We start from the raw sequence: 24923 nt of genomic DNA on the forward strand, positions 1-24923 counted from the left end.
TTTATCACAATGAATCATATGATCAAAAAAGCAATTCTCCCTGTCGCAGGCCTCGGTACGCGTTTTTTACCTGCAAGCAAATCTATTCCCAAAGAAATGGTCACAGTGGTAGACCGCCCAGCCATCGAATATGTGGTGAAAGAAGCAGTTGCTGCTGGCATTGAACAGATTATTCTTGTTACCCATTCTTCAAAAGCTTCGATTGAAAACTACTTTGATCGTAACTTTGAGCTAGAAACCACTCTAGAACATAAAAAGAAATTTGATTTACTCAAAGAAATCACTGAAATTTTACCGCCACATGTGAGTGTAATCAGTGTGCGTCAACCACAGCCACTTGGTTTAGGTCATGCTGTACTATGTGCAAAAGCCGTAGTAGGTGATGATGATTTTGCTGTGCTATTGCCAGATGTTCTTGTAAAAGATTCATCAGAAACCAATGATTTGAGTTTAATGATCCAACGTTTTAATGAAAGCCATGCATCACAAATTATGGTGGAAGCTGTACCAGATCACATGGTAGATCAATACGGTATTGTCGATGTTGCCTCTATACCTGCCGAAGGGCATAGCATTCAAATGCAAGGTATCGTGGAAAAACCTGCTGTCGACGCTGCACCATCAAACTTATCAGTAGTGGGTCGCTATATTTTACCTGCTAAAATTATGCAATTACTTGAGAACACGCCTAAAGGGGCAGGTAATGAGATTCAGTTGACCGATGCAATTGCAGCTTTGCAAGCGACCGATACAGTGGAAGCCTATCGGATGAAAGGGCAAACGTTTGATTGCGGCAGTAAATTGGGCTATCTCAAAGCAGTTTTACATTATGGCGTAGACCATCCAAAATTAGGTGAGGAATTTAAAGCGCTGATCAAAGAACTAAAACTATAAAAAGAGACTGATATGAAGGTTGCAGTATTTGGACAAACACTTTTTTCAGGTGTATTTGCTGCTTTGCTAGCAGAATGCGGTCATCACGTTTTTTGGTATGAACCACTGAAAACGTATGAAAGCGAACAAATATATATGCAAGATGAAGCTGTAAAAAATCTACTCAATAAACAACAAAGTAGTTTTTTAAAATACTGCGACTTTAATGATATTCCATTGGATGCAGATGCCTATTTCTTCAGTTTTAACCCAGCTGAAGAAAAGCAATGTATTGAGATTCTTCAAAACATCAAACAACGTCCTATTATTCACCCTAAATTGATGATCAATGCGTCTACTTTAGGGCTGCAAGGGACAGAAAAGCTTGCAAAAGTTTTGCATGAAGATGAGTGGGTCTATTTACCCGACATGATTCAGGAAGGAAACGCTTTACAAAGCTTTGCCCAAGCCAAGCAGTTGATTGTTGGAGCTGCATCGGATGTTGCTCAAATTAAAATGAAGGAACTCTTACGCCCTTTATTCCCACGTCAGCAGCAATATTTATTTATGCCCATTTTAGATGCTGAATTTACCAAGTTGAGTATCTCTGGCATGTTGGCGACACGAATTAGTTATATCAATGACTTGGCAATGGTTGCTGAGAAATTAGGCATTGATATTGAGTCAGTTCGTCAGGGGATGGCTGCGGATAATCGTATTGGAGGATCTTATCTCTATCCGGGGGCAGGCTTTGGTGGAGAAAACTTTTCACATGATATTCAGACACTAACGCATACGTTGTCAGGTGTGGGTGCAAATAGCCAACTCCTTGCTCAAGTTTGGGACATTAATGAGCAGCAAAAAGAAGTTTTATTCCGCAAATTATGGAATTATTATCATGGTGATTTAAAAGGAAAGACTGTTGCGATATGGGGCGCTGCATTTAAAGAAAAAACCTCCAGTACCCGACAATCTCCTATTCATGCCATGTTGGCAGCACTATGGGCTCAAGGTGTAAAAGTTAAATTACATGACCCTCAAGCCTTGGATGAAATTAAAAAAATATATGGTGAGCGACCTGATCTTATATATTGCACAGAGCAATATGAGGCAGTGCAAGATGCACATGCTTTGTGTTTATTGACTGCATGGAAACAATATTGTAGTCCTGATTATACCGGATTGCTTAAAACCATGCAGCACCCACTTATTTTGGATGGGCGCAATATTTATGATCCAGCGTATGTGAAGTCTCAAGGTTTTGCATATATGGGGGTAGGACGCTAATGCCTATGAAAACTCAACCCTATACGGTAGAACATTTAGATTCAGTTTTAGGTGGGCTTCATGGTTTAAAAGCTGAATTTGAAAATAGGCATTTAACAGAACTCTTTGCTGAAGACCCGCAACGATTCGAAAAATTCTCTGTGAATTTAGAGCCGGTGGTTTTTGATTTTAGTAAACATAGAGTCAATCAGCCCGTTGTCAAAAATCTAGTCCAGTGGGCACAGACACAAGATTTAACGTCGTGGATAAAGCGTTTATTTTCTACTGAAGAAATTAACTATACCGAACAGCGTGCAGCCATGCATTGGGCGCTACGGTTACCTAAAGATGATCAGTCTCATCCTGAATTAGCAAAACAAGTGCATACACAACTTGAGCGTATGTATGCTTTGGTAGAAAAAATTCATGCTGGTCAGTGCCGCGGCGCAACTGGTGAAGTCATTCAAAATGTGGTGAATATTGGTGTTGGAGGGTCAGATTTAGGACCACTGATGGTGAGTCATGCCTTATCTGATTTCAAAAAATCCACATATAAGCCACTCAATGTACATTTTGTTTCGACCATTGATGGTAGTCAGCTTTCGGATTTATTGCATCAACTTCGTCCCGAAACCACGCTGTTTATTATTTCTTCAAAATCGTTCGGGACCATTGATACCTTATCTAATGCGCAAACAGTGCGTTTATGGCTTGAAAAAGCACTTGGACAAGAATCACAAATTTTAAAGCATCATTTTATTGGCGTATCTACCAAAGCAGATAAAATGACGGAATGGGGCATTGCAGCCGATAACCAATTTTTACTTTGGGATTGGGTTGGCGGTCGCTATTCACTTTGGTCATGTATCGGTTTACCGATTGCACTGACAATTGGAGTTGATGGCTTTAAACAACTGTTAGCTGGCGCATATGCGGTAGACCAGCATTTTCAGACGGCACCTTTCGAACAGAATATTCCTGTATTAATGGGCTTATTGGGTGCGTGGAATAATAATTTCCTTGATATTCAGACCCATGCTGTACTGCCCTATGATGGGCGTTTGAAATATTTCGCCTCTTATTTGCAGCAGTTGGAAATGGAGTCGAATGGTAAATCGATTCAGCGTAATGGTCAAAAAGTGGATTGGGATACTTGCCCGATTATATGGGGGGAAGTGGGACCGAATGCACAGCATGCTTTTTATCAATTGCTGCATCAAGGCAGTCAAGCAGTGAGTTGTGATTTTATTGCGCCAGTGCAGCGCTATCAGGCCCAACAATTTACCTATGTCGATAATGCAGAGGCGCTGGTGGAACAGCATCATTTGGCCTTATCCAATTGTTTGGCTCAATCGCGCTTGCTGGCATTTGGTAATCAAGCTTTAAATCAACATGAAGTACAAGATTTGCCGGAATATAAACAATATGAAGGAAATCAACCAAGTTCAACCATTTTATTGCAAGAGCTAAATCCTTATAGTTTGGGCATGTTGATCGCAATATATGAACATAAAGTTTTTGTACAGTCGGTGCTTTGGAACATTAACCCGTTTGATCAATGGGGTGTAGAAAAAGGCAAAGAAATTGCCAATCAGCTACTTCCAATATTAAATGGTGATCGAAAGGATATTTCGGATTTAGATGGTTCAACGCAAGGCTTACTACAAATATTGTTAGGAAAAACTAATGGCTAAAATTTTAGTAACAGGTGGTGCAGGTTATATTGGTTCACATACTTGTATTCAACTTTTGAGCGCAGGGCATGACGTTGTTGTACTGGATAATTTGTCCAACAGTTCTGTCGAATCTTTAGCACGTGTTCAAGCGTTGGCAGCTAAAAAATTAGATTTTGTTGAAGGTGATATTCTCGATCAGCAAATTTTAGATCAAATTTTTCAGCATCATTCTATTGATGCAGTGATTCACTTTGCAGGTTTAAAAGCTGTGGGTGAAAGCCAAAAAGAGCCACTAAAATATTTTGAAAATAATATCTCTGGTTCAATTAGCTTGGTTAAAGCGATGGAGCGTGCTCAAGTTTTTAAGTTGGTCTTTAGTTCATCTGCAACAGTTTATGATGAAGCCAATATTTCACCCTTGAATGAAACCATGCCTACAGGTATGCCAAGTAATAACTATGGCTATACCAAACTGATTGTTGAGCAACTGCTAGAAAAATTAGCAGCTGCAGATGAGCGTTGGTCAATCGCTTTGCTGCGTTATTTTAACCCGGTAGGCGCACATCAAAGTGGTCAAATTGGTGAAGACCCACAAGGGATACCCAATAATTTGATGCCTTATGTCACACAGGTGGCAGTCGGCCGTCGTGATAAGTTGTCAATTTTTGGCAATGATTATGACACGGTAGATGGTACTGGTGTTCGTGATTATATTCATGTGGTCGATTTGGCGAATGCACATTTATGCGCATTGAATCATCGTTTAAAAACGCAAGGATGCCGTGCTTGGAATATTGGTACAGGCAATGGGATTTCAGTAAAACAAATTCGAGATACTTTTGAGAAGGTAAATGGTATTGAGATACCCTTTGAATATGTACCTCGTCGAGAAGGTGATGTTGCAACCTCATTTGCTGATAATGCCCGTGCTGTCGCAGAGTTAGATTGGCAGCCTCAATATGGTTTAGAAGATATGTTGAAGGATAGCTGGAACTGGCAAAAGCAAAATCCGAATGGTTATAACTAATATTAAAATTTAGTATGTAAATTCATTAAAGACAGTATGGCGAATTTTGTATTTGCCATACTTCTAACTATTTTACTTAAATATTGAATCGTGTATTGATTGTGCAAAAATAATAATAGATCTTATCTTTTATTTGAAAAAAATCGTTATCATATGTGAAAGATAAATTGATTGAAATAATATATGAAATATCAAACCCTTAGAGTTCTATCACTTGCGATTTTTTCTTCTCTAGCTCTGCCGGTTTACGCTCAAGGGATCATTTTGAATAATAATGATCTACGTACAGATCTAAATTGGCTAAACCAACAAGGTGTGATCCAAATTAGCACTTCGACTTGGCCATTGAGTGGTGAAGAAATTCAGCGTGCGTTATCTATTGCGAAAATTGAAAATAATGCTCAGCAGAAAGTTCTCAATTCGGTTATGGCAAATTTAGAAGCAGAAAATACCTCTATTAAGCTCGCTTTATTTGCTGAAACAGATCCACAAAACATCCCGCAAAAATTTGCAGATGAGCAAAAATCGCAATATCAAGCGGCGCTTGAATTGAATGCAGGTGGAAAGCAATGGGATGCAAGACTGCGAGTGAATGCTGAAAAAGATCCAATCATTGATCATGGGCAAGATGTAAATGTAGAAGGCTCATATCTTGCGGGAAAATTATGGAATCAATGGTTGATTGCTGGTCAAATCCCTACCTATTGGGGTCCTGGACATGAGGGTAGCTTAATCCGTGGTGATGCAAGCCGTCCAGTGTATGGTTTGACCATGCAGCGTGCTGAACAACAAGCATTTGAAACAAAGTGGCTGTCATGGATTGGTCCTTGGCAATATCAAGCCTTTGCAGGTCAATTAGATGATTACGATGCAATTCCCGATGCCAAATTATTAGGATTTCGTTTAACTGCACAGCCATTGCCGTACTTGGAGCTTGGTGCTTCTCGAGTTCTTCAATGGGGAGGTGAAGGGCGCTCAGAAAGTTTTGACTCATTATGGAATGCAATTAAAGGTAATGACAACTTTTATGATGGCGATCTAGATAAGTCTAATCAAATTGCGGGTTTTGATGCACGCCTTAATTTAAACCACTGGAGTGGTGTGCCGATTAGCCTTTATGGGCAATATGTCGGTGAAGATGAAGCTGGGCTTCTTCCTTCAAAAAAAATGTATTTAGCAGGTATCGACTATTCTTCACAATTGAATAATTTACCTTTGCAGGTGTATGCGGAATGGGCTGATACTCGAACCAATGGCGACGTACAAGGTATTTCCTATAATCACTATATTTATCAAGATGGTTATTACCAACACGGCTTCCCGTTAGGGCATGCCATGGGCGGGGATGGTCAAATGCTAAGTCTGGGTGGAGACATTCGCTTTGACCATATGAACCGTTTAAAGGGCCGCGTGTTGTTGGCGAAAGTGAATCAGTCAGGACCTGAGATTAATCAAGCATTTACTCAAAAAGATGAAATTAAAGCTTTAGATCTTACTTGGACACATTACTTAAAACCGAATGCGCCATTGAAAATCAATGGATGGGTGAGTGATTCTGATGTCTATGGTCAAGATACGGGAGTATCTATTGGAGTCGAAATTCCATTGGATCGTTCACTATTTTAATCAGTCGTCAGCTTGGATAGAATTTCTTTCTAGTTAAGCTAAAAAAATAAACCATTCAACTTATTAAATAAGTTGAATGGTTTTTTATTAGCATGCAGAACAATTTAACCTTGAATCAACTGCGTTAATTCATCCACATAGTCTTGCATCGGGCGTGGGTTTTGATCAAGACGGCTTTCAATATTTAAGCGCAATAATGGCTCAGTATTTGAAGCACGCACATTAAAACGCCATGCCCCAAAGTCAAGACTCACGCCATCGGTTTGGTCAATTGTTGGGTTTTGGCTGGCATAATGCTCAAAGATTTTTTGGATGGTGGCTTGAGTATCGGCCACTTTAAAGTTAATTTCGCCCGAACATGGGAACTTGGCAATCATTTCTTCGACCAGACTGGATAGTGATTGTCCTGTTTCAGACAACACAGAAAGCACCAATAACCATGGAATCATGCCGCTGTCACAATAGGCAAAATCACGGAAATAGTGGTGTGCACTCATTTCACCGCCGTAAACGGCATTGTGTTCACGCATTACATCTTTAATAAAGGCATGCCCAGATTTCGATTGAATCGCTTCACCTTGATATTGTGCGACCACATCAAAGGTATTCCAGACTAAGCGCGGGTCATGCACAATTTTTTCGCCTGCTTGTTTGAGTAAAAATGCCTGCGCCAATAAGCCAACAATATAATAGCCTTCAATAAATCGGCCTTTTTCATCGAATAGGAAACAGCGATCAAAGTCACCATCCCAAGCAATGCCCATGTCGGCTTGATGCTGCAATACGGCATCGCGGGTGCTATCACGGTTTTCCACTAAAATTGGGTTCGGGATGCCATTGGGGAAGGTGCCATCGGCATCATTGTGGATTTTGACCAATTCAACGGGGATATTCAGGGCTTTGAACTTTTGCTCAATAGCATCGACCACATGCCCTGCAGCGCCATTGCCTGCATTCATGACCAGTTTCATAGGACGAATTTTGCTAGGCTCGATATAAGTCATTAAATGTTCAATAAATTCAGGCAAAATATTGTAGTTTTGGGTGCTGCCTTTGTGCTCAACTGGGGTAAATTCGCCCGATTCTGCCAAAGCTTGAATGTCTTTTAGACCAGTATCGGCACTAATTGGACGAGCATTTTCACGTACCAATTTCATGCCGTTATAATCCATTGGGTTATGGCTAGCGGTGACTTCAATACCACCTTGCACATCTAAATGAAAGGCTGCGAAATAAACTTCTTCTGTGCCCGTCATGCCCAGGTCAAGTACATTGACCCCTGCATCATTTAAACCACGAATGGTGGCCTGTTTTAAGGCTTCACTGCTCAGGCGAATATCGCAACCAATCGCAACCGTTTTAGGTTGATAAATTTGTCCATAGGCTCGACCAATTTTATAGGCAATCTCTTCATTGAGTTCTGTGCCCAATTTTCCGCGAATGTCATAGGCTTTAAAACAGGTGATTTTGCTCATGTATTATCCTGAATATTTGGAAAAGTCGAATTGCTGCCTATGATAATCGAACTATGTGCAATGTGCTGTACAGAATGGAAGATCAATTGCTTGAAGATGTTTCAGGTCATTAACCGTGTGTGGGGTTGTTGCAAGATGGAGCAGGTCAAAGACCATGGATGAGAAAAGATGTTGTGATGGCAAGGATGTTTTTTATTGAGCGAAGTTGGTTAAAATACGGCTCAGACTTATGTGTTCGATATGATTGAAGATGAAATTACAGAAAAGTACTTTAGAGCCAGAGCAGAAACTTTCTGCGCCACAGAAAAAATTTCAGAAATTATGCCAAAAAATTGAGCAGGAACAAGTACGCTTGAATGAATGGCAGACCGCACAAGCCGATATTCAGGCACGTGCCAGCCGAGAAATTTTACCGACTTATGCGCAATTGCGTGAAATTATATTTCAGCAAATTCAACAATTGCTTCAGCAAAAACAACAAAAAATGACGGCAGCCCAACAAACTAAACTTGCTCAAAAAATTGAGCAACTCAGTTTGCAGCTTTTAGAATCGCAGCAGATGTCTGCCGAACAAGTTCAGTTTTTAACAGAATTGCTGAATCATTATGGCTATGATTTTGAGCGGCCAGACTTAGATGATCTAGATGAGATGTTTGAGGCTAAAACTGAGGCTGAGTTCGCAGAAGAAAACTTTGAGCAAGGTGGCTTTGAAGATGATGCTTCTGAACAAGAACGACTAGCACAGCTCAAGTTGGACAGTTTGAAACATTTTCTCTGTGAAGAATATGACCTAGATCTAGATTTTTTTGATTTTCAGCATGATCCATTAGATTTAGATGATTTTATAGAAAAATTTGAACAAAAAATGCAAGATCAAGAGGAGCTAGATTTTTTAAGTCAGTTGAGTGGTGCTCAAAAAGCTTTTGCCGAACAGCAAATTGCCCGTGAAAAAGCCAAAGCAGCAAAAAAACAGCAACAGCGTGAAGAAGCAAAGAAACTGGCAAATCAGTCCATCAAAACGATTTACTTAAAAATTACAGCGTGGATTCACCCAGATCGTGAGCAAGATGAGCAGAAAAAACAAGAAAAAACCGCATTGATGCAGCAAGCCAATCAAGCTTATGAAGCCAATGATTTATTGAGCTTGCTAAATTTGCAAATTCAGTTGGGTCAGCAGCACAATCTATCTTTCGCCAATCAACAATTAAAAGCGTATAACCTGCTTTTAGAAGAACAGTTAGAAACTTTACAAATGCAAGTAGATGACATTATTTACTCTTTTAATTGGAGTCAGTTTTTATATTCTAACCGTAAAATTAAAGTGCAAGATTTGTATCGAAAATATGAGCAAGACTATCGGCATGCCCAACAAAAATTAGCTCGAGCACAAGAGATACTGGAAAAATATCAAGACCTTAAACAATTAAAGCAATTGATGCGCAGTCAATATGTGTGGGAAATGCATGCTGTGGTGATGTAGACATACTGAGATTTGGGTCTGGACAAAAGCGAAGCTTGGGCTTGGAATATCTATGTCGGTAGACCATGCCCTCAGACTCCGTGATCAACATATTTTCACCCTATCGGGTGATGTTGGTGAAGGAGAGGTTGAATATTTTTTTACAATAAAAAAGCCCCAATCTTTCGACTGAGGCTTTTAAAATTCTGGAGCGGGAAACGAGACTCGAACTCGCGACCCCAACCTTGGCAAGGTTGTGCTCTACCAACTGAGCTATTCCCGCATGCGGTGTATAATACATTATGCAAAAATAGGGTCAATCCATTTATGCAAAAAATTAGCTTAATTGCATAAATAAACGACATTTTTCAGAACAACTGGCGATGAGATCGCCAAATTTGAATAGAAAAACACGCTGTAACAGCACCAAGCACGAATGATTCTGCCAAAGTGCTGAGAATTGTATAGAACGCAGTTATACTGCCAGGCAGCCTTTAAACCATTTTGGGAAATACAATCATGAGTTTAGAACAACAATTGTTGCAACGCTTAGCTGCTTTAAATCCAAGTCATTTAGAAGTTGTGAATGAATCTGCAGGGCATGGCGGTTATTTCCCAGGAAAAGAATCCCATTTTAAAGTGGTGATGGTCAGTGATGCTTTTCAGGGCTTACGTTCGGTACAACGTCATCAAAAAATTTATGCCGCTGTGGGTGATCTACTCGCGCCAAATAAAATTCATGCGCTTGCGATTCATGCCTTTGTTGCCTCTGAGTGGCAAGGCCAAGATACGTCAAGCCCTGAATGTGCACATGCACCAAAAGATGCGTAAGGGAAGGCTATAGATGGAAAATTTATCAATGCTGAACAATATTCACGTTGCTGCAGTGGCTTTGTTGCTGTTGGTGATTGTGGTGCGTGCCATGACTTTATTTAAAGGTACATTGAACCACTCTCCAAACCCTAAAGCATGGAAAGTCTTTGTAGCTTTGCAGCATTCGGCACTCACGCTGATTGTGGTGACAGGAGTCATTGCCTTATTTCTGAAGGATTTTCAGGTCGAAGCTTGGTTTTATGCCAAAATTATTTTATTTTTTGTGATGCTTTCTTCTTTGATTAAAGCGTATAAAAAAGATGAGCGTATTTTGCTGGTGCAGCGCCGTGTTGGCTGGGGACTGGCTCTGATTGCCTTCATTGCCATTTTAGGTTTGGTCATGCTTAAACCAAGTTTTGGCTAGGGCAAGTTTAAGGATTGTTAGACACTATGTACCAACAATCATAGCGGGTCGGTTAAACTGAACATATAACAAGAACTGAAGTCATTCAACGAGGGGCGACAATGCGCACACGTGTGGTGTTTAATCAGAAAGGTGGTGTTGGAAAGTCCAGTATTACCGTGAATTTGGCAGCAATCAGTGCTCATCAAGGGCTAAAAACACTGGTAATTGATCTCGACCCGCAAGCTAACTCCAGCCAATATTTACTGGGCGATGATGCGACCTATTCTGCCGATAAACCTGCGCTTGAACCCAATATTGAAAATTATTTTGAAGAGGTTTTGGGAGGCAATCAGTCCAAAGGTTTATTGGGTAATGCGCTAGGTTCGATTTTAAAAAACCGCAGCAAAGGTTTAGAAGCCTATGTGCATCAGTCACCGTTTAAGAATCTGGATGTGATTCCTGCCAGTCCGCAATTGGGTGGTTTGGCACATGCCTTAGAATCTAAACATAAAATTTATAAACTACGTGATGCCTTACAGCAATTGTCTGATCAATATGACCGTGTATTTATTGATACTCCGCCTGCATTTAACTTTTTTACGCTCTCTGCCTTAATTGCTGCAGATCGGGTGCTCATTCCTTTTGACTGTGATGTGTTTTCTAAACGTGCCTTACAAAGCCTGATTGAAAATGTATTGGAAACTCAGGATGATCATAATCCGCATCTGGAAATTGAAGGGATTGTGGTGAATCAGTTTCAGGCGCAGGCCAAGTTGCCGCGTGAAGTGGTTCAGCAACTCAAAGAAGAGGGCTTGCCTGTCCTGAACAGTATGTTGCCGCCTTCAGTGTTGATGAAAGAATCACATCATAAAAATTTGCCATTAATTCATTTGGCGACAGATCATAAATTGACGCAGGCCTATCAATCGTTGTTCAATGAAATTGAGCAAGCGTGATACACAGAGGTGAACATGAAAACATTTGCAATCGGTCTTTTGGCGGTCAGTAGTGTGTTGTTAGGTGCGTGTGCGACTACAGTCAAGCCGACTTATGTGTCACCTACGCATTATCAGGCCTTGAATTGCCAGCAATTACAAAGTGAATATAACCGCATTCAACAATATATTGAAAGTGGTGTGCAGGCACCAAAACGTACAGGCGTTGGTGTAGGCGTGGGCTTAGGTGGTGGCTGGGGCAGCCGAGGTGGTTGGGGTATTGGACCTAGTGTTTCGGTGAATATGGGACAGTCTTCCAATACCAAAAATACCGAATTAGCACGTTTATTGGGTGAGCAAGAAGCGATTGTGCAGGCTGCAAAATTTAAAGCCTGCCCGATTATAGTGAAGCTTAAACCTGCAACATCTTAAGAAAAAACACTGTGGTTGTGCCTATATGGCACAGCCATAGCTGAAAATTTTTTAGCAAAATGTTTCAGAGCTTCCCTGAAATGAAACATATAAAAACAAAAACTTAGATTGAATTGTCGTTATATTTATACGCTTTGGTCAGTATTGGCGTATTAGAAAAACTTGTCTTTTTTTATGGCTTTCATATAAGGTGTGCTCCTGTTTGACTGGCGTACTTTGGTGTTTATGATTGAAAGTTGGTGGTTTGTCTTGGCCATGATCGCGGTCTTGATGATTCCTGGACCGACCAATGCATTATTGGCGAGTTCAGCGCATCAACAGGGCATTGCGAAAACCAGTATGCTGATTCCTGCAGAATTATTTGGCTATGCTTATGCAATTAGCTTATGGGCTCTGCTGATTCATTTAAGCGCCCCAATTTGGCCGTATTTTATTGATATTTTACATATTTTGAGTGCGGGCTATGTATTTTGGATGGCCTTTCATTTATGGAAGCAGTCGCATTTAGAGCAGCACAGTCAGAAGCATCCAACCATTCGCCCTGCGCAATTATTTTTCTCCACCTTTAAAAATCCAAAAGCCTTGTTATTTGCTGCGGGTATTTTCCCTGTAGAAACATGGAATAACCCGACCAATGTAGCGGTAGTCTACGTGCTATTTAGTTTGGTGTTGTTGCCTACCGCATTATTTTGGATGTCATTTGGACGGGTGATTTTGGCCAGAGAAACTAAAAAAGTCACAGCCGATTTACTCTATAAAGGTTCGGCCTTACTTTTAGTGGTATGTATGTTGCCTGTGGTAGCACGGTTTTTTTAAGGGTTCAAATACAGAATCTACGTAAAGATTAAACCAAGGATGCGCAGCGCATCCTTGTAGGAAGAGTATTCAACACTTGAATTTTTCCAATATGCGTACACTTAAGCAGGCTTTTTCTTGAGTTTTTGGCGAATAAAACCAATCACCCCTGGCAAAACACTCAGAATAATAATACCGAAAATTAAATAGGTGAAATTGTCTTTCACAATTGGCATATTTCCAAATAAGTAGCCTAGGGTAATAAACGAAGCAATCCAACAAAATGCCCCCACCACGTTATAGGTCAGAAAGTATTTATAATTCATGCTGCCTGCACCCGCCACAAAGGGCGCAAAGGTACGTGCAAAAGGCACAAAGCGGGCAAAAATAATGGTTTTACCCCCATGACGTTCAAAAAACTTTTGAGTTTCGATCAAATGCTTTTTATTAATAAAACGTGATTCAAGCTCGAAAACCCGTGGGCCAATATATTTACCAATATGATAATTCAGGGTATCGCCCAGTACTGCGGCAATAAATAATAAAACCCCGAGTAACCAAGGATCCATCACGCCTGTTGAAGCCGCGAGTGCACCTGCTGCAAAAAGTAAACTGTCGCCTGGTAAAAACGGCATGACCACCAAGCCTGTTTCTACAAAAATAATCAGGAATAAAATGGCGTAAATCCATACCCCATATTGGGTGATGAATTCGAGCAAATGTTCATCGACGTGTAATATAAAATCAATCAGTTCCATGGGAAAAAACAAGCGAAAGTGTGCTCAAATCCTAGCAGTCCACAGGCGGAAAGTCAGTATGAAAAGGTAAATAATTTTCACAGCAATTTTAGGGATGCCAGACCAGCCACATCGGTTTTTTTTCGTTGCATAGATGCAACAACATGTCTTTTAAATGCGTATTTATCCTAAATTTTGAAAAAACTAAGATGTATTTGTCTTCAAGAATGAATCAAAAATATAGGTGATCTGATGTTTAATCCAAATGTTGTGTTAAAAAGTGTGGTCGAAAAAGCCAGTGTGCAAGCCATTGTAAGTTTATTTGCACGTGCTTTTTTATGCCATAGAAAATGCATAGTCTTTTAAAACTTAGAGTATGTGGTCACTGCAATATCACGAAGAAAAATAGCCATTTTTAGGATTGTCTGAATAGTGTGCGCAAGGCGCGGAAAAATGCTAGAATAGCGCGCTTAATTCGTTTGCCTTTCTATAGTTGTTTGTCATGACTACCAATACTCAAATTACTGAAGATCGTATCCTGATTCTGGATTTCGGTTCGCAATATAGCCAGCTGATCGCACGTCGTGTTCGTGAAGCGGGTGTATATTCTGAAATGTATGCCTACGATATGTCGGAAGAAGACATTCGTGCATTTAATCCAAACGGTATTATCTTATCGGGTGGACCTGAAAGTGTTCACCAAGAGGGTAGTCCACGCGCACCTGAAATTGTATTTAACTTAGGCGTACCTGTATTGGGTATCTGCTATGGTCTACAAACCATGTCAGAACAACTGGGCGGTAAAGTTGAAGCAGGTTCAGTGCATGAATTCGGTTATGCCGAAGTCGATATTTTGGTACGTGACAAACTGATTGGTAACTTGCAAGACCGTGAAAACCAATTGCACGTTTGGATGAGCCATGGCGATAAAGTGGCACGCATTCCAGAAGGCTTTCAAATTACGGCAAGCACACCAAGCTGCCCTGTGGCGATGATTTCTGATGAAACACGCCGTTTCTATGGTATTCAATTCCACCCAGAAGTAACGCACACGGCTAAAGGTGCAGAATTACTGTCTAACTTCGTGCATCAAATTTGTGGCTGCCGTGGTTTGTGGACACCAGAACACATCATCGACTTGCGTGTAGAACAATTACGTCAGCAAATTGGCAATGAAAAAGTATTACTTGGTTTGTCAGGTGGTGTTGATTCATCTGTAGTTGCTGCCTTATTGCACCGTGCCATTGGCGATCAATTAACGTGTGTATTTGTAGACAATGGTTTGTTGCGCTTGAACGAAGGTGATCAAGTGATGCAAATGTTTGCAGAAAACATGGGGATTCGCGTGATTCGTGCCGACGCTGAACAGCGTTTCTTAGGTGCATTGGCTGGCGAAGTTGATCCAGAGAAAAAACGTAAAATCATTGGTCGTGAATTTATTGAAGTTTTTGCTGAAGAAGCACGTAAGCTTGATGGTGTAAAATTCTTGGCACAAGGTACGATTTACCCAGACGTGATTGAATCTGCTGCCAGCAAACAAGGCAAAGCGCATGTGATTAAATCACACCACAACGTGGGCGGTTTACCAGAAGATTTAGCTTTTGAATTGGTTGAGCCATTACGTGACTTGTTTAAAGATGAAGTTCGTAAACTTGGCACCACTTTAGGCTTGCCACACAGCATGATTTACCGCCATCCATTCCCAGGTCCAGGTTTGGGCGTGCGTATTTTGGGTGAAGTGAAAAAAGAATATGCGGACATTTTACGTCTAGCTGATGATATTTTCATGCAGGAATTACGTGCAAGTGGTTGGTATGACAAAACAGCTCAAGCATTTGCAGTATTCCAACCTGTAAAATCTGTTGGTGTCGTAGGTGATGGCCGTCGTTATGCATGGGTAATCGCACTACGTGCCGTAGAAACCGTGGACTTTATGACCGCACGTTTCGCACACTTGCCGTATGACTTGGTGGATCGTATTTCAACACGCATTATGAATGAAATTGCAGAAGTTTCACGTGTGGTGTATGACGTATCATCTAAACCACCTGCAACCATTGAATGGGAGTAATTCAGGGATTTCACGAAGCAGTGCTTCGTGCCTGAATTACGCCAAGCGCTATGCGCGCGGCGGCTAGGGGTTCCAAGCAGCACTGCTGCTTGCCAGTTTTACGACATGAGCCTATTTTAAAGCACAGATTTAAAATGGGTGCAAGATGCTTGCGGCAGCTAGGTTTTCCTCTTACACATAAAAAAAGAGCACTCCATGTGCTCTTTTTTTATGTATGCTAAACAATCCAAGATTTAATTTCTTTTTTTACCGCAGATTTAGGGGGCTCAGGCATCCCCACATCAAAGCTGATGACACAATTTCGTCCACGTTGTTTGGCTTGGTATAAGGCCAAATCGGCTTCTTTAATCAGGGTTTGCAAGTCGGTTTGTTGTGGTTTTAAACTCGACACGCCAATGGAGACAGTGAAATTAAAACATTTTTTATCAATGCACATTTCATGCTGAGCAATTTTTTGTCTTAAGCGCTCTGAAATCATCAATGCTTCATCTAAGCTGGTTTCACTAAGCAGTGCAATAAACTCTTCACCGCCAAAGCGTGCCAAAATATCCTTGCGGCGCATTTCTTTACGGGCAATGTCTGCAATATTTTGTAAGACTCGATCTCCAATATCGTGCCCATAGGTATCGTTAATTTGTTTAAAAAAGTCGACATCAAACATCAACAAGCAGACCGATTCAGATTTAGGCCATGCATGAATTTTGTGTTCTGCCATGTGTACAAACTGACGTCGGTTATTGAGTTGGGTCAGTTCATCGGTATGCGCCAAGGCTTGCAAGGTATGAAAATTCCAGTCATCCAGCAAACTGCGTAAAAAGTGATGGCGGGCATTTAGGGTATTGATCCAGCTGATATACAAACTCAACAAACATACAGGGATATACATCACCATAAAAACTAAGGCATCCTGCAAGTTGGTGAGGGAAATCACCCCAAAAAACATGAGTACGCTCATGACCAATGAATTATAGACCGCAGGGCGGAAACGCACTTGAATACACAGATTGGCCATGAGTACAAAAATGACCGAGGCATAAACATAAGTGGAAATCCAAGGGCTTTGTGATTGCGACAGGATATAGAACCAAATACCGCAGCACAGTGTGGCGCTGACCGGTAAAATTAAATCCAGCAGGCGAATATCTTTGATCAATTTAAAGCAGAAATAATTGCCAATCAGCGCCAATACAACAGCACTGAGACGGAGTGTCGCCGAGAGTGTAGTGACATCTGGAATGATGAAATAATCGATGAAGAAATACAGCAGGAACGTCATTTGCCCAATGTAATTGACTTGGCGTAAATAACGACGCTGATGTAAATTTTGGTGTTGATAAAAATGTGTTTCAAATTGTGGTGGAAGTTGCGCAGCAGGGTGCTGCAATGCTTTTTCAATTGCTTGTCGGTTTTCAAGATCACACTCAGTTGTTTTTAAAAGTTTTTCTGAGGCTTCCTGATTGCTTAAAATCTTCGAACGGGTCTGTTCCCCCATTCGAGCTTTTACAGACATAGCGATATTTACTCAAATTGACAACTTATAGTTAGGATTATGCGCAAAATGCAGAAAAAATAACCTCCCTAAATTTGGGTATTTTCTCTATTTTTTTTAAATTTTGGTCAAAATTATGCCATATATTTTAAGGTGTAGTTCAAGTTTGGACCATAAAAATCAGAACAACAAATTTCATCTTGCTCTTCGTTAGTGATTTAGCGTATTTAATAGTCAAGGAATTTACAGAAATATAAGAGGTATAGAATGAGCAATAGCAATTATACCGAGCTTTCCAATTCAGACGATTGTGATAAGTACGTCAAGCAATTTATACAGGAATTTCCACTGCGTAGTGCTGAAATTGGGCAGGGAACTTTAATTAAACGTGCTTTACCGAGTCGGCATAAACGCATGATTGGGGCATGGTGTTTTCTAGATCACGCAGGTCCTGTTAATTTTCCACAAGGTGAAGGCTTAGATGTTGGGCCGCATCCGCATATAGGTTTGCAAACATTCACCTGGATGATTGAAGGCAGCATTATGCATACCGACAGCTTGGGTACTAAGCAATTGATTCGTCCCAAACAGGTTAATTTAATGACTGCAGGTTATGGTATTTCACATACCGAAGTTGCTCCCGACACCGAAACACACATGCATACAGCGCAACTGTGGATTGCTTTACCTGATGATCAGCGCAATATGGCGCCACGTTTTGATCATTACCCTGACTTGCCTGTGGTTTTGCAAAATGGAGTGGAATTTACCATTTTAGTCGGTGAATTTTTAAATACCACTTCACCAGTATTAGTACATAGTGAGTTGCTAGGGGTAGATATTTATAGTGAAACCAGCACGACAACCCGTTTGCCGCTGAATCCTAAATTTGAATATGGTTTGATGATGCTGGAAGGCACAGCCACTGTGCATGGGCATGAATTAAGCGATGAAAATATGCTGGTGCTTGAACCAGGTCTAACCGAAATTCAGCTAGATTTACATGCGGGTGCGCGTCTGTTGCTATTGGGCGGATTACCTTTTGAGTCGCCAATTTTGTTATGGTGGAATCTCGTCGGTCGTACCCAAGAGGAACTCAGCATTGCACGTGAGCAATGGGTCAATCATGATCCTCGTTTTGGCACAATACCAGACTACGATGGACCACGTTTAGAAGCGCCGACTTTCCCCGCAAAAATGCGTGCATCAAAATAAATGATGGAATATCAATCTATAGGGAGCATCTTATGGCCAAGATTGGCACAGCACAGGTACGCAGTTTAGACACAGCATGGCAAGGCCAGATCCAAAGTGGTCAGCACCAATGGAAGGTGGATGAGCCTAAAAAGTTAGGTGGTCAAGATGCAGGTCCTGCACCTTATGATCTGTTATGTAGCAGTTTGGTCGCTTGTACCATGATTACCTTGCGTATGTATGCACAGCATAAGGGTTTGGATTTTGGCAAAATTCAGGTCGAGGCGGACTTTTTTACCAATCAGGAAGGGCAGGAGTGGATTGAACGCCGTGTGCAAACTGAAGCGGTATTGGATGCAGAATTACAGCAAAAAGTACTGAATATCTGTCAAAAAACACCTGTGACTAAAACCTTGTTACGCAGTGTGGAAATTCGTACTGAATTGGGTTAAACCTAGAGGTTGAATCCGTCTCTTATAAAAAGGCATGTAGGACATGCCTTTTTATAATGTTGCGTGAAACAGAAGATATAACAATCACTTAAAACAGATGTAATAAAAACAAAATAGGACGTTTATGATTACTTTACACCACCTTGATCAATCCCGCTCTTTCCGCATTTTGTGGGCGCTCGAAGAGCTGGGCTTGGACTATGAAATCAAGTTTTACCACCGTCAGCCCAATTTAAGCGCGCCCAATGAATTGAAGCTGATTCATCCATTGGGTAAAGCACCAATTTTGACGGATGCAGAACAGACCATTGCAGAATCTGCTGTCATTTTGGAGTACTTGCAGCAGCATTATGATACGCAAAGGCAGTTTAAACCGCAGCAGGCTTCAGCACAGCAAGCCTATCAATACTGGATGCATTATGCCGAAGGTTCATTAATGCCATTGTTAGTGATGCAGTTGGTGATGACCAATGTGCCGCAGCATGTGCCATGGTTAGTTCGACCAATGGCGCAAAAAATTACAGCAGGTATTAAAGCAGGGTTTATTCAGCCTCGTTTAAAAGATCATATTGCTTATTTAGAAGATTATTTGGCCAAACATGATTATTTTGCAGGGGATTTTTCTTTTGCCGATATTCAAATGGGTTTCCCGTTACAGGCGCTACAAAGCCGTACAGGGCATCACTATCCTCAGATTGCGGCTTATTTGGCACGTGTGGAACAGCGTCCCGCATTTCAGCGTGCACGCGAACGTGAGCAGCAGTTAATGTAAATCTGGCAATGATTCTTGTGAGCACATCGTTCTATAGACCTAAAAAAAAGATGCCGTGGCATCTTTTTTTTAATTGATTTTGGTCGATTGATAGTAACTAGGCTTAGCGTTTCACGACAATTGAATCAATGCCGCTATGCTGTAAAGTTTGCTGAGCAATCACTGCAGCATCGGCTGAATCATAAGGGCCTGAAATCACCCGATACCAAGTTTCACCAGCTTCTACGCTTTTCACCACATCTGCCGATAAACCATTCAAAATAATTTCGGCACGACGTGCATCTGCAGCATCTGGGTCGGTATAGCTACGCACTTGTAGAATATAGCTGGCTTGTACCACAGGGGCTGGCATTTCTGTCAGACCAACATTGGCTTCGCTGGCCGCTGGCGCTTCAACCGCAGCAGGTGCTTCAACAATGACTACGGTATTCTGTTGCTGTGTTTCAGGTACTGCTTGCTCTGGAATTGGGGTAACCTGTTGCTGTGGCAGCAAATCATAAAAACGATAGTCTTTGTTGGTATCTTCCTGATAATGCTCAGAATTGATTTGCCCTTTAGGCTGCACAGGTGCCCACGGTTTCCAGAGCATTAAGGCTACAGCAAAACACAACACGATTAAAATCACCACGAGCGTGCCTAACCACGTTGGAATTAGTGGTTTTTTGGGCTTATTCGGTCGCTCAGATACACCGCGTTGCGTTTTTCCAAACACGTGGATTTCCTCTTGTTATGCTTTTATTGGGCTTTTACATTGTTTCTGGTGCAGAGACACCTAATAATTCTAAACCATTCCGCAAGACTTGTTGTACGTTTACTGAAAGCAATAAGCGTGCTTGGGTCAAGGCTGCATCATCATTCAGCACTTTATGCTCATTGTACCAACCGTGGAACAATGCTGCTAATTCTTTCAAATAGTTACCTACCTGATGCGGTTCGTGGCTGTTGGCAGCACGTACTAAAATTTCAGGATACGCAGCCAGTTTGGCTAAAATTTCAGTTTCAGCATCTAGCTCAAGTTTAGCGGCAAACTGACGTGCAGTCGTCGCATCAAAATTCAATTGCGTAGCCGCAGCTTTTTCGAGCATACGACAAATACGTGCATGTGCATATTGAATATAGTAGACCGCATTGTCTTTACTTTGTGAAACGGCTAAATCTAGGTCAAAGTCAATGTGCTGTTCAGATTTGCGCATGACATAATAGAAACGCGCAGCATCGTTGCCAACTTCTTTACGCAAATCACGTAAGGTCACGTACTGACCTGAACGAGATGACATTTGTACCATTTCACCGCCACGCCATAAGCTCACGAACTGCACTAACAGTACCGTTAATTTTTTCGAGTCATAGCCTAGTGCATCAATGGCCGCTTTCACACGTGAAATATAACCGTGGTGATCTGAACCCCAAATATCAATTAGGTCCGTATAGCCACGTTGTAATTTATTCAGGTGATAAGCAATGTCTGAAGCGAAGTAAGTGGTTTGACCATTGCGACGTTTCACCACACGGTCTTTTTCATCGCCAAATGCGGTCGATTTAAACCAGATATTGCCGTCTTGTTCGTATAGATAACCACGTTGATCTAATGTTTGTAGGGCTTCATCAATTTTTTCAGTCAATGACGCTTCGCTAAACCATTGGTTAAAGGTGACACCAAACTCGCCCAAGTCATCTTTAATGTCGGCCAAAATAGCATTCAGCGCAGCTTGATGGAACACGCGATAATCATCGCCCAAGAGCGTTTGTGAATTGAAAATTAAACCATCAATGTGTTTTTCTTTGTCGCCCGACAAGACCACTTTGTTGCCATCGGCATCGGGTTCTGCCGCATATTGCACATCTTCAGGCACATTGTTATATACATCGGCAACAGGGCGTACATGGCGCTGACCATCCTGTTTTAAAATGCTTTGTGCGATGTCTTTAACATAGTCACCCTGATACGCATTTTTTGGGAACACCAGCGTTTGACCTGCCAATTCCAAATAACGCAAGTAAGTTGAAGTCGCCAAAATATCCATTTGACGACCAGCATCATTGACATAGTATTCACGGTCAACTTTGGCACCTGTGGCTTCAAGTAAATTGGCAACTGTCATACCATAAGCAGCACCACGACCATGACCCACGTGCAGGCTTGAGGTTGGGTTGGCAGAAACGAACTCGACCTGAATGCGTTTTTCTGCATTGATTTGGCTGCGTCCAAATTGTTGCTTTTGTGCTTGAATTTGGTCTAAAACGCTAAAACGCTGGTCGGCATTTAAAAAGAAGTTAATAAAACCAGGGCCTGCAATCTCTGCTTTGCTGATGTCTGCAACTTCAGGCAAAGCAGCAAGAATTTTTTCGGCTAAATCGCGTGGCTTCATGCCTGCGGCTTTAGAGGCAATCATGGCAATATTTGATGCGAAATCACCGTGGCTGCGGTCTTTGGTACGGGTTAAATTACTCGTATTGTTCCAGTCAGATGGGAGTACACCTTCAGCTTGAAGGGATTGCACTGCATGATCGAGCGCTGCTTGTATTGCCGTATTCATATTTAGTCGAAAAATAGATGTGCAGAAAAACGCTAAATATAGCAAATTTCAGGGGCTTTAGGGGAGTGCAATTGTATGCTTTATCGAATTTCAGAGATTGTATCTAAGCTTGAACAAATTGCCTGAAAAATCATCCTTTAAGCAAGCAATTCATGGCATAGTATGCGGCATTCAGTGAGGCGAAAAGGCTGGAGCATGAAACAACGCGCAATGATTTTTGGCAATGTACCCAAATTACCCATGAAATGGGCCACTGTGGTAATGCCTTTCTTTTTATCATGTTTGATGAGTGGCATCATTTCGTTGATTAACATGATCCGAAATTTGGGCTGGATTGAGGGATTTTTTACTCTGTGGTTGCATAACTGGATGATTTCATGGGCGTTTGCTTTTCCAGTCGTATTATGTGTGCTGCCTTTGGTGCGTAAGTTCACTGGCTTAATTGTAGATATGACACCACTGCAACCACCCAAATAAATCAGGTTCGATGCCTATATAACATGGGCTATCAGAAATAAAAATCATTCAGATTTGGTTATCAAACTTCTAAATGCCCTATTTGCTGCAATTCGGGCTAAGCTAGTCAGATGTCAGATGGTGCATCTCAATCCATGCGCCATCAGCAACCGATTAGAATGAGATGAACAATGACAACCGCAAATTTGCAGCAGAAACGTCCTTTATATATTCCCTATGCGGGCAACGGCCTTTTAGAATTGCCTTTATTAAATAAAGGTTCTGCATTTTCAGAAGAAGAACGCACCCGTTTTAACTTGCATGGCTTAATTCCACATGCAATTGAAAATATTGAAGAACAAAGCCAGCGTTCGTATCAGCAATATTCTGCTTTTGGCGATGCCATCAACAAGCATATTTATTTGCGCAACATTCAGGACACCAATGAAACCCTGTTTTATCACCTGATTGAACAGCATTTGAGTGAAATGATGCCTATTATTTACACCCCAACTGTGGGCGAGGCATGTCAGCGTTTTTCCGATATTTACCGCCGTCATCGGGGTATTTTTATTTCCTATCCAGATCGTGCCCATATTGATGACATTGTGCAAAACATCAATAAAAAGAATGTCAAAGTGATTGTGATTACTGATGGTGAGCGTATTTTAGGCTTGGGTGATCAGGGCATTGGCGGCATGGGTATTCCAATTGGGAAACTGTCTTTATATACAGCATGTGGCGGTATTAGCCCTGCCTATACCTTACCCATTACCTTAGATGTAGGCACCAATAACCCACAATTACTGAATGACCCGATCTATATGGGCTGGAATCAGCCACGTATTAGTGGTGAGGAATATTATCAATTTGTCGATCAGGTGATTGATGCGGTGAAACGCCGTTGGCCAAAGGCATTGATTCAGTTTGAAGATTTTGCTCAGAAAAATGCCATGCCCTTGCTGAATAAATATCGTGATCAGATTTGCTGTTTTAATGATGATATTCAGGGCACAGCTGCCGTATCTGTGGGCAGTTTAATTGCTGCATCACGTGCGGCAGGCAAGCAGCTGAAAGATCAAACCATTGCCTTTTTGGGCGCGGGTTCTGCAGGATGTGGTATTGCCGAGCAAATTGTGGCGCAAATGGTGGTGGAAGGCTTGAGCGATGCTGAAGCACGTGCCCGTGTGTATATGGTGGATCGTTTTGGTTTATTCACCAGCAATCAGCCAAACTTACTCGATTTCCAACGTAAATTGGCACAAAGTCCTGAACGTGTTGCACATTGGGACAATCCTGAAGGTGTGATTTCGCTGTTGGACGTCATTCAAAACGCCAAGCCAACGGTATTGATTGGGGTTTCGGGGCAACCGGGTTTATTTACTGAAGAGGTGATTAAAACCTTGGCTGCCAATTGCGAGCGTCCAATCGTGTTGCCATTGTCAAATCCAACCTCACAAGTTGAAGCATTTCCTGCCGATATTTTGGAGTGGACTGAAGGCAAGGCCTTAATTGCAACAGGTAGCCCATTTGAGCCAGTGAACTATCAGGGCAAACTTTATAATATTTCCCAATGCAATAACTCGTATATTTTCCCAGGTATAGGCTTAGGAGTAATCGCTGCAGGGGCTACACGTGTGACAGACAGTATGCTGATTGCGTCAAGTAATGCGCTGGCGGACTGCTCACCATTGTTGAAGGATCCAAACGCAGATTTATTGCCTGATTTAAATGAAATTCAGCAGGTGTCTAAATTTATTGCATTTAGAGTCGCAAAAGCAGCAATGGATGCAGGCGTTGCAGCTGTCATGAGTGATGAGGCATTACGAGAGGCAATAGAAGCAAACTTTTGGAAGCCTGCTTACCGTGACTATAAGCGAGTAACTTTTTAAGGCACATTATTTGATTTTACTGTCTAAATTGGCAGATAGACGAACCAACAAGGCGTGCCATTGGCACGCCTTGTTTTTTAATGCAATGCTCAACAAACCCTAGGCAATATAATTCTGTTTCGGATTTAAATCGGCACAATTTAATGGATTTAAAGCACATTGTAATTCATCAATTTGTTGCTGGCTGACATAGCCTTGCCCAATTAAGTATTTGGCCACACGGTCATCTCTCAGACTTAAAAAAGCCGCATCATAGACGCCTAAATCGACAAATAGCGCTGCGGTTTCGAGACTGTTAAAACGGTCTAAATACACATCATTGCCATATAATAGAAAAATATGTTCGGCAGGGGCATGGGCATTAATATTCAAGCGTTCTGCCAATTCAAAGGGTGGGGTTTTAATAAACAGTAAATCGGACAGCTCATCAAATTGAGAGTAATTAACTATAACTAAAAATATGGACAAATATTTGCATAAGTGCTCATTTTGTCTATGTCGATTCAGTAGTGGCAAGGTGGGTATTTATTAGAGATTTAA

Annotated in this window: 22 protein-coding genes, 1 tRNA gene and 1 pseudogene; 17 read left to right on the forward strand and 7 right to left on the reverse strand. The window is 41.4% G+C overall.

Annotation, left to right across the window (positions count from 1 at the left end):
• Positions 1-18: 18 nt before the first annotated feature.
• From galU to HHA43_RS05240, 5 genes are all read left to right on the forward strand, one after another.
• Positions 19-894, forward strand: a complete 876-nt coding sequence (gene galU / locus HHA43_RS05220; RefSeq protein ID WP_168541950.1) for a UTP--glucose-1-phosphate uridylyltransferase GalU — start codon at positions 19-21, stop codon at positions 892-894.
• A 12-nt stretch (positions 895-906) separates the two neighbouring features.
• Positions 907-2160 (forward strand): nucleotide sugar dehydrogenase, encoded by a 1254-nt coding sequence (locus HHA43_RS05225; RefSeq protein WP_168541952.1) that lies wholly within the window; start codon positions 907-909, stop codon positions 2158-2160.
• Between the two features lie 5 nt (positions 2161-2165).
• Positions 2166-3833 carry a glucose-6-phosphate isomerase gene (gene pgi / locus HHA43_RS05230; RefSeq protein WP_416240600.1) on the forward strand — a complete coding sequence of 556 codons (1668 nt, stop codon included), beginning with the start codon at positions 2166-2168 and terminating at the stop codon, positions 3831-3833.
• Complete coding sequence (gene galE, locus HHA43_RS05235) at positions 3826-4842, forward strand: UDP-glucose 4-epimerase GalE (RefSeq protein WP_168541956.1); 1017 nt, start codon at positions 3826-3828, stop codon at positions 4840-4842. The genes pgi and galE overlap by 8 nt, the downstream gene beginning before the upstream one ends.
• A 183-nt stretch (positions 4843-5025) precedes the next feature.
• Positions 5026-6468 carry a capsule assembly Wzi family protein gene (locus HHA43_RS05240; RefSeq protein ID WP_168541958.1) on the forward strand — a complete coding sequence of 481 codons (1443 nt, stop codon included), beginning with the start codon at positions 5026-5028 and terminating at the stop codon, positions 6466-6468.
• Positions 6469-6572: 104 nt separating this feature from the next.
• Here HHA43_RS05240 and HHA43_RS05245 read toward each other — a convergent pair whose 3' ends face one another.
• Positions 6573-7943, reverse strand: a complete 1371-nt coding sequence (locus HHA43_RS05245; RefSeq protein WP_168541960.1) for a phosphomannomutase CpsG — start codon at positions 7941-7943, stop codon at positions 6573-6575.
• A 250-nt stretch (positions 7944-8193) separates the two neighbouring features.
• Here HHA43_RS05245 and HHA43_RS05250 point away from each other — a divergent pair, with 250 nt between their 5' ends.
• Positions 8194-9423: a hypothetical protein gene (locus HHA43_RS05250; RefSeq protein ID WP_168541962.1), complete on the forward strand. Its 1230-nt coding sequence runs from the start codon at positions 8194-8196 to the stop codon at positions 9421-9423.
• 186 nt (positions 9424-9609) lie between these two features.
• On the opposite strand, the gene HHA43_RS05255 is transcribed toward HHA43_RS05250, so the two are convergent.
• Positions 9610-9685 (reverse strand) — tRNA-Gly (locus HHA43_RS05255).
• Between the two features lie 236 nt (positions 9686-9921).
• Between HHA43_RS05255 and HHA43_RS05260 the strand changes: the two genes are divergently transcribed.
• From HHA43_RS05260 to HHA43_RS05280, 5 genes are all read left to right on the forward strand, one after another.
• Positions 9922-10233: a BolA family protein gene (locus HHA43_RS05260; RefSeq protein ID WP_168541964.1), complete on the forward strand. Its 312-nt coding sequence runs from the start codon at positions 9922-9924 to the stop codon at positions 10231-10233.
• A 13-nt stretch (positions 10234-10246) separates the two neighbouring features.
• A complete protein-coding gene (locus tag HHA43_RS05265) occupies positions 10247-10639 on the forward strand; it encodes a SirB2 family protein (RefSeq protein ID WP_104852855.1) in 393 nt (130 codons plus the stop codon).
• 101 nt (positions 10640-10740) lie between these two features.
• Positions 10741-11577 (forward strand): ParA family protein, encoded by an 837-nt coding sequence (locus HHA43_RS05270; protein ID WP_168541966.1) that lies wholly within the window; start codon positions 10741-10743, stop codon positions 11575-11577.
• Positions 11578-11592: 15 nt separating this feature from the next.
• Positions 11593-11988 carry a hypothetical protein gene (locus HHA43_RS05275; RefSeq protein WP_168418965.1) on the forward strand — a complete coding sequence of 132 codons (396 nt, stop codon included), beginning with the start codon at positions 11593-11595 and terminating at the stop codon, positions 11986-11988.
• 225 nt (positions 11989-12213) lie between these two features.
• On the forward strand, positions 12214-12804 hold the full coding sequence (locus tag HHA43_RS05280) for a LysE family translocator (protein ID WP_168418964.1): 591 nt from the start codon (positions 12214-12216) through the stop codon (positions 12802-12804).
• A gap of 101 nt (positions 12805-12905) precedes the next feature.
• Here the strand turns inward: HHA43_RS05280 and HHA43_RS05285 are convergent, their stop codons facing one another.
• Complete coding sequence (locus HHA43_RS05285) at positions 12906-13541, reverse strand: DedA family protein (RefSeq protein WP_168418963.1); 636 nt, start codon at positions 13539-13541, stop codon at positions 12906-12908.
• A gap of 481 nt (positions 13542-14022) precedes the next feature.
• On the opposite strand from HHA43_RS05285, the gene guaA reads away from it, so the two are divergent.
• Positions 14023-15591: a glutamine-hydrolyzing GMP synthase gene (guaA, locus tag HHA43_RS05290; protein ID WP_168525963.1), complete on the forward strand. Its 1569-nt coding sequence runs from the start codon at positions 14023-14025 to the stop codon at positions 15589-15591.
• Between the two features lie 217 nt (positions 15592-15808).
• On the opposite strand, the gene HHA43_RS05295 is transcribed toward guaA, so the two are convergent.
• Entirely contained in the window at positions 15809-17101 is a 1293-nt protein-coding gene (locus HHA43_RS05295; protein ID WP_171525576.1) for a GGDEF domain-containing protein, read from the reverse strand.
• 246 nt (positions 17102-17347) lie between these two features.
• Here HHA43_RS05295 and HHA43_RS05300 point away from each other — a divergent pair, with 246 nt between their 5' ends.
• The 3 genes from HHA43_RS05300 (at position 17348) to HHA43_RS05310 (ending at position 19498) form a co-directional block, all read left to right on the forward strand.
• Positions 17348-18295, forward strand: coding sequence for a pirin family protein (locus HHA43_RS05300; RefSeq protein WP_168541968.1), 948 nt, complete (start codon positions 17348-17350; stop codon positions 18293-18295).
• Between the two features lie 32 nt (positions 18296-18327).
• Positions 18328-18726: an OsmC family protein gene (locus HHA43_RS05305; RefSeq protein ID WP_168541970.1), complete on the forward strand. Its 399-nt coding sequence runs from the start codon at positions 18328-18330 to the stop codon at positions 18724-18726.
• Between the two features lie 124 nt (positions 18727-18850).
• Positions 18851-19498 carry a glutathione S-transferase family protein gene (locus tag HHA43_RS05310; protein WP_168541972.1) on the forward strand — a complete coding sequence of 216 codons (648 nt, stop codon included), beginning with the start codon at positions 18851-18853 and terminating at the stop codon, positions 19496-19498.
• Between the two features lie 103 nt (positions 19499-19601).
• Here the strand turns inward: HHA43_RS05310 and HHA43_RS05315 are convergent, their stop codons facing one another.
• Both HHA43_RS05315 and argS read right to left on the reverse strand, forming a co-directional pair.
• Positions 19602-20210, reverse strand: coding sequence for an SPOR domain-containing protein (locus HHA43_RS05315; RefSeq protein ID WP_104852865.1), 609 nt, complete (start codon positions 20208-20210; stop codon positions 19602-19604).
• Between the two features lie 34 nt (positions 20211-20244).
• Positions 20245-22035: an arginine--tRNA ligase gene (argS, locus tag HHA43_RS05320; protein WP_168541974.1), complete on the reverse strand. Its 1791-nt coding sequence runs from the start codon at positions 22033-22035 to the stop codon at positions 20245-20247.
• 195 nt (positions 22036-22230) lie between these two features.
• On the opposite strand from argS, the gene HHA43_RS05325 reads away from it, so the two are divergent.
• Positions 22231-22512, forward strand: a complete 282-nt coding sequence (locus tag HHA43_RS05325) for a DUF2798 domain-containing protein (protein WP_004970219.1) — start codon at positions 22231-22233, stop codon at positions 22510-22512.
• A 170-nt stretch (positions 22513-22682) separates the two neighbouring features.
• On the forward strand, positions 22683-24383 hold the full coding sequence (locus HHA43_RS05330) for an NAD-dependent malic enzyme (RefSeq protein WP_168541976.1): 1701 nt from the start codon (positions 22683-22685) through the stop codon (positions 24381-24383).
• Between the two features lie 99 nt (positions 24384-24482).
• Here HHA43_RS05330 and HHA43_RS05335 read toward each other — a convergent pair.
• A pseudogene (locus HHA43_RS05335) lies at positions 24483-24821 on the reverse strand (hypothetical protein); the annotation flags it as partial.
• Positions 24822-24923 lie beyond the last annotated feature (102 nt).

The sequence above is a fragment of the Acinetobacter sp. A2 genome (assembly GCF_012371325.1).
GTDB lineage: Bacteria > Pseudomonadota > Gammaproteobacteria > Pseudomonadales > Moraxellaceae > Acinetobacter.

Bases quoted from the DNA above. Each gene is read 5' to 3' on its own strand.
- galE (WP_168541956.1), top strand. From the start codon at position 3,826: ATGGCTAAAATTTTAGTAACAGGTGGTGCAGGTTATATTGGTTCACAT.
- HHA43_RS05250 (WP_168541962.1), top strand. From the start codon at position 8,194: ATGAAATTACAGAAAAGTACTTTAGAGCCAGAGCAGAAACTTTCTGCG.
- HHA43_RS05330 (WP_168541976.1), top strand. From the start codon at position 22,683: ATGACAACCGCAAATTTGCAGCAGAAACGTCCTTTATATATTCCCTAT.
- HHA43_RS05245 (WP_168541960.1), bottom strand. From the start codon at position 7,943: ATGAGCAAAATCACCTGTTTTAAAGCCTATGACATTCGCGGAAAATTG.
- argS (WP_168541974.1), bottom strand. From the start codon at position 22,035: ATGAATACGGCAATACAAGCAGCGCTCGATCATGCAGTGCAATCCCTT.
- pgi (WP_416240600.1), top strand. From the start codon at position 2,166: ATGAAAACTCAACCCTATACGGTAGAACATTTAGATTCAGTTTTAGGT.
- HHA43_RS05260 (WP_168541964.1), top strand. From the start codon at position 9,922: ATGAGTTTAGAACAACAATTGTTGCAACGCTTAGCTGCTTTAAATCCA.
- HHA43_RS05240 (WP_168541958.1), top strand. From the start codon at position 5,026: ATGAAATATCAAACCCTTAGAGTTCTATCACTTGCGATTTTTTCTTCT.
- HHA43_RS05270 (WP_168541966.1), top strand. From the start codon at position 10,741: ATGCGCACACGTGTGGTGTTTAATCAGAAAGGTGGTGTTGGAAAGTCC.
- HHA43_RS05325 (WP_004970219.1), top strand. From the start codon at position 22,231: ATGAAACAACGCGCAATGATTTTTGGCAATGTACCCAAATTACCCATG.
- HHA43_RS05225 (WP_168541952.1), top strand. From the start codon at position 907: ATGAAGGTTGCAGTATTTGGACAAACACTTTTTTCAGGTGTATTTGCT.
- HHA43_RS05295 (WP_171525576.1), bottom strand. From the start codon at position 17,101: ATGTCTGTAAAAGCTCGAATGGGGGAACAGACCCGTTCGAAGATTTTA.
- HHA43_RS05305 (WP_168541970.1), top strand. From the start codon at position 18,328: ATGGCCAAGATTGGCACAGCACAGGTACGCAGTTTAGACACAGCATGG.
- guaA (WP_168525963.1), top strand. From the start codon at position 14,023: ATGACTACCAATACTCAAATTACTGAAGATCGTATCCTGATTCTGGAT.
- HHA43_RS05265 (WP_104852855.1), top strand. From the start codon at position 10,247: ATGGAAAATTTATCAATGCTGAACAATATTCACGTTGCTGCAGTGGCT.
- galU (WP_168541950.1), top strand. From the start codon at position 19: ATGATCAAAAAAGCAATTCTCCCTGTCGCAGGCCTCGGTACGCGTTTT.
- HHA43_RS05310 (WP_168541972.1), top strand. From the start codon at position 18,851: ATGATTACTTTACACCACCTTGATCAATCCCGCTCTTTCCGCATTTTG.
- HHA43_RS05300 (WP_168541968.1), top strand. From the start codon at position 17,348: ATGAGCAATAGCAATTATACCGAGCTTTCCAATTCAGACGATTGTGAT.
- HHA43_RS05280 (WP_168418964.1), top strand. From the start codon at position 12,214: ATGATTGAAAGTTGGTGGTTTGTCTTGGCCATGATCGCGGTCTTGATG.
- HHA43_RS05275 (WP_168418965.1), top strand. From the start codon at position 11,593: ATGAAAACATTTGCAATCGGTCTTTTGGCGGTCAGTAGTGTGTTGTTA.
- HHA43_RS05285 (WP_168418963.1), bottom strand. From the start codon at position 13,541: ATGGAACTGATTGATTTTATATTACACGTCGATGAACATTTGCTCGAA.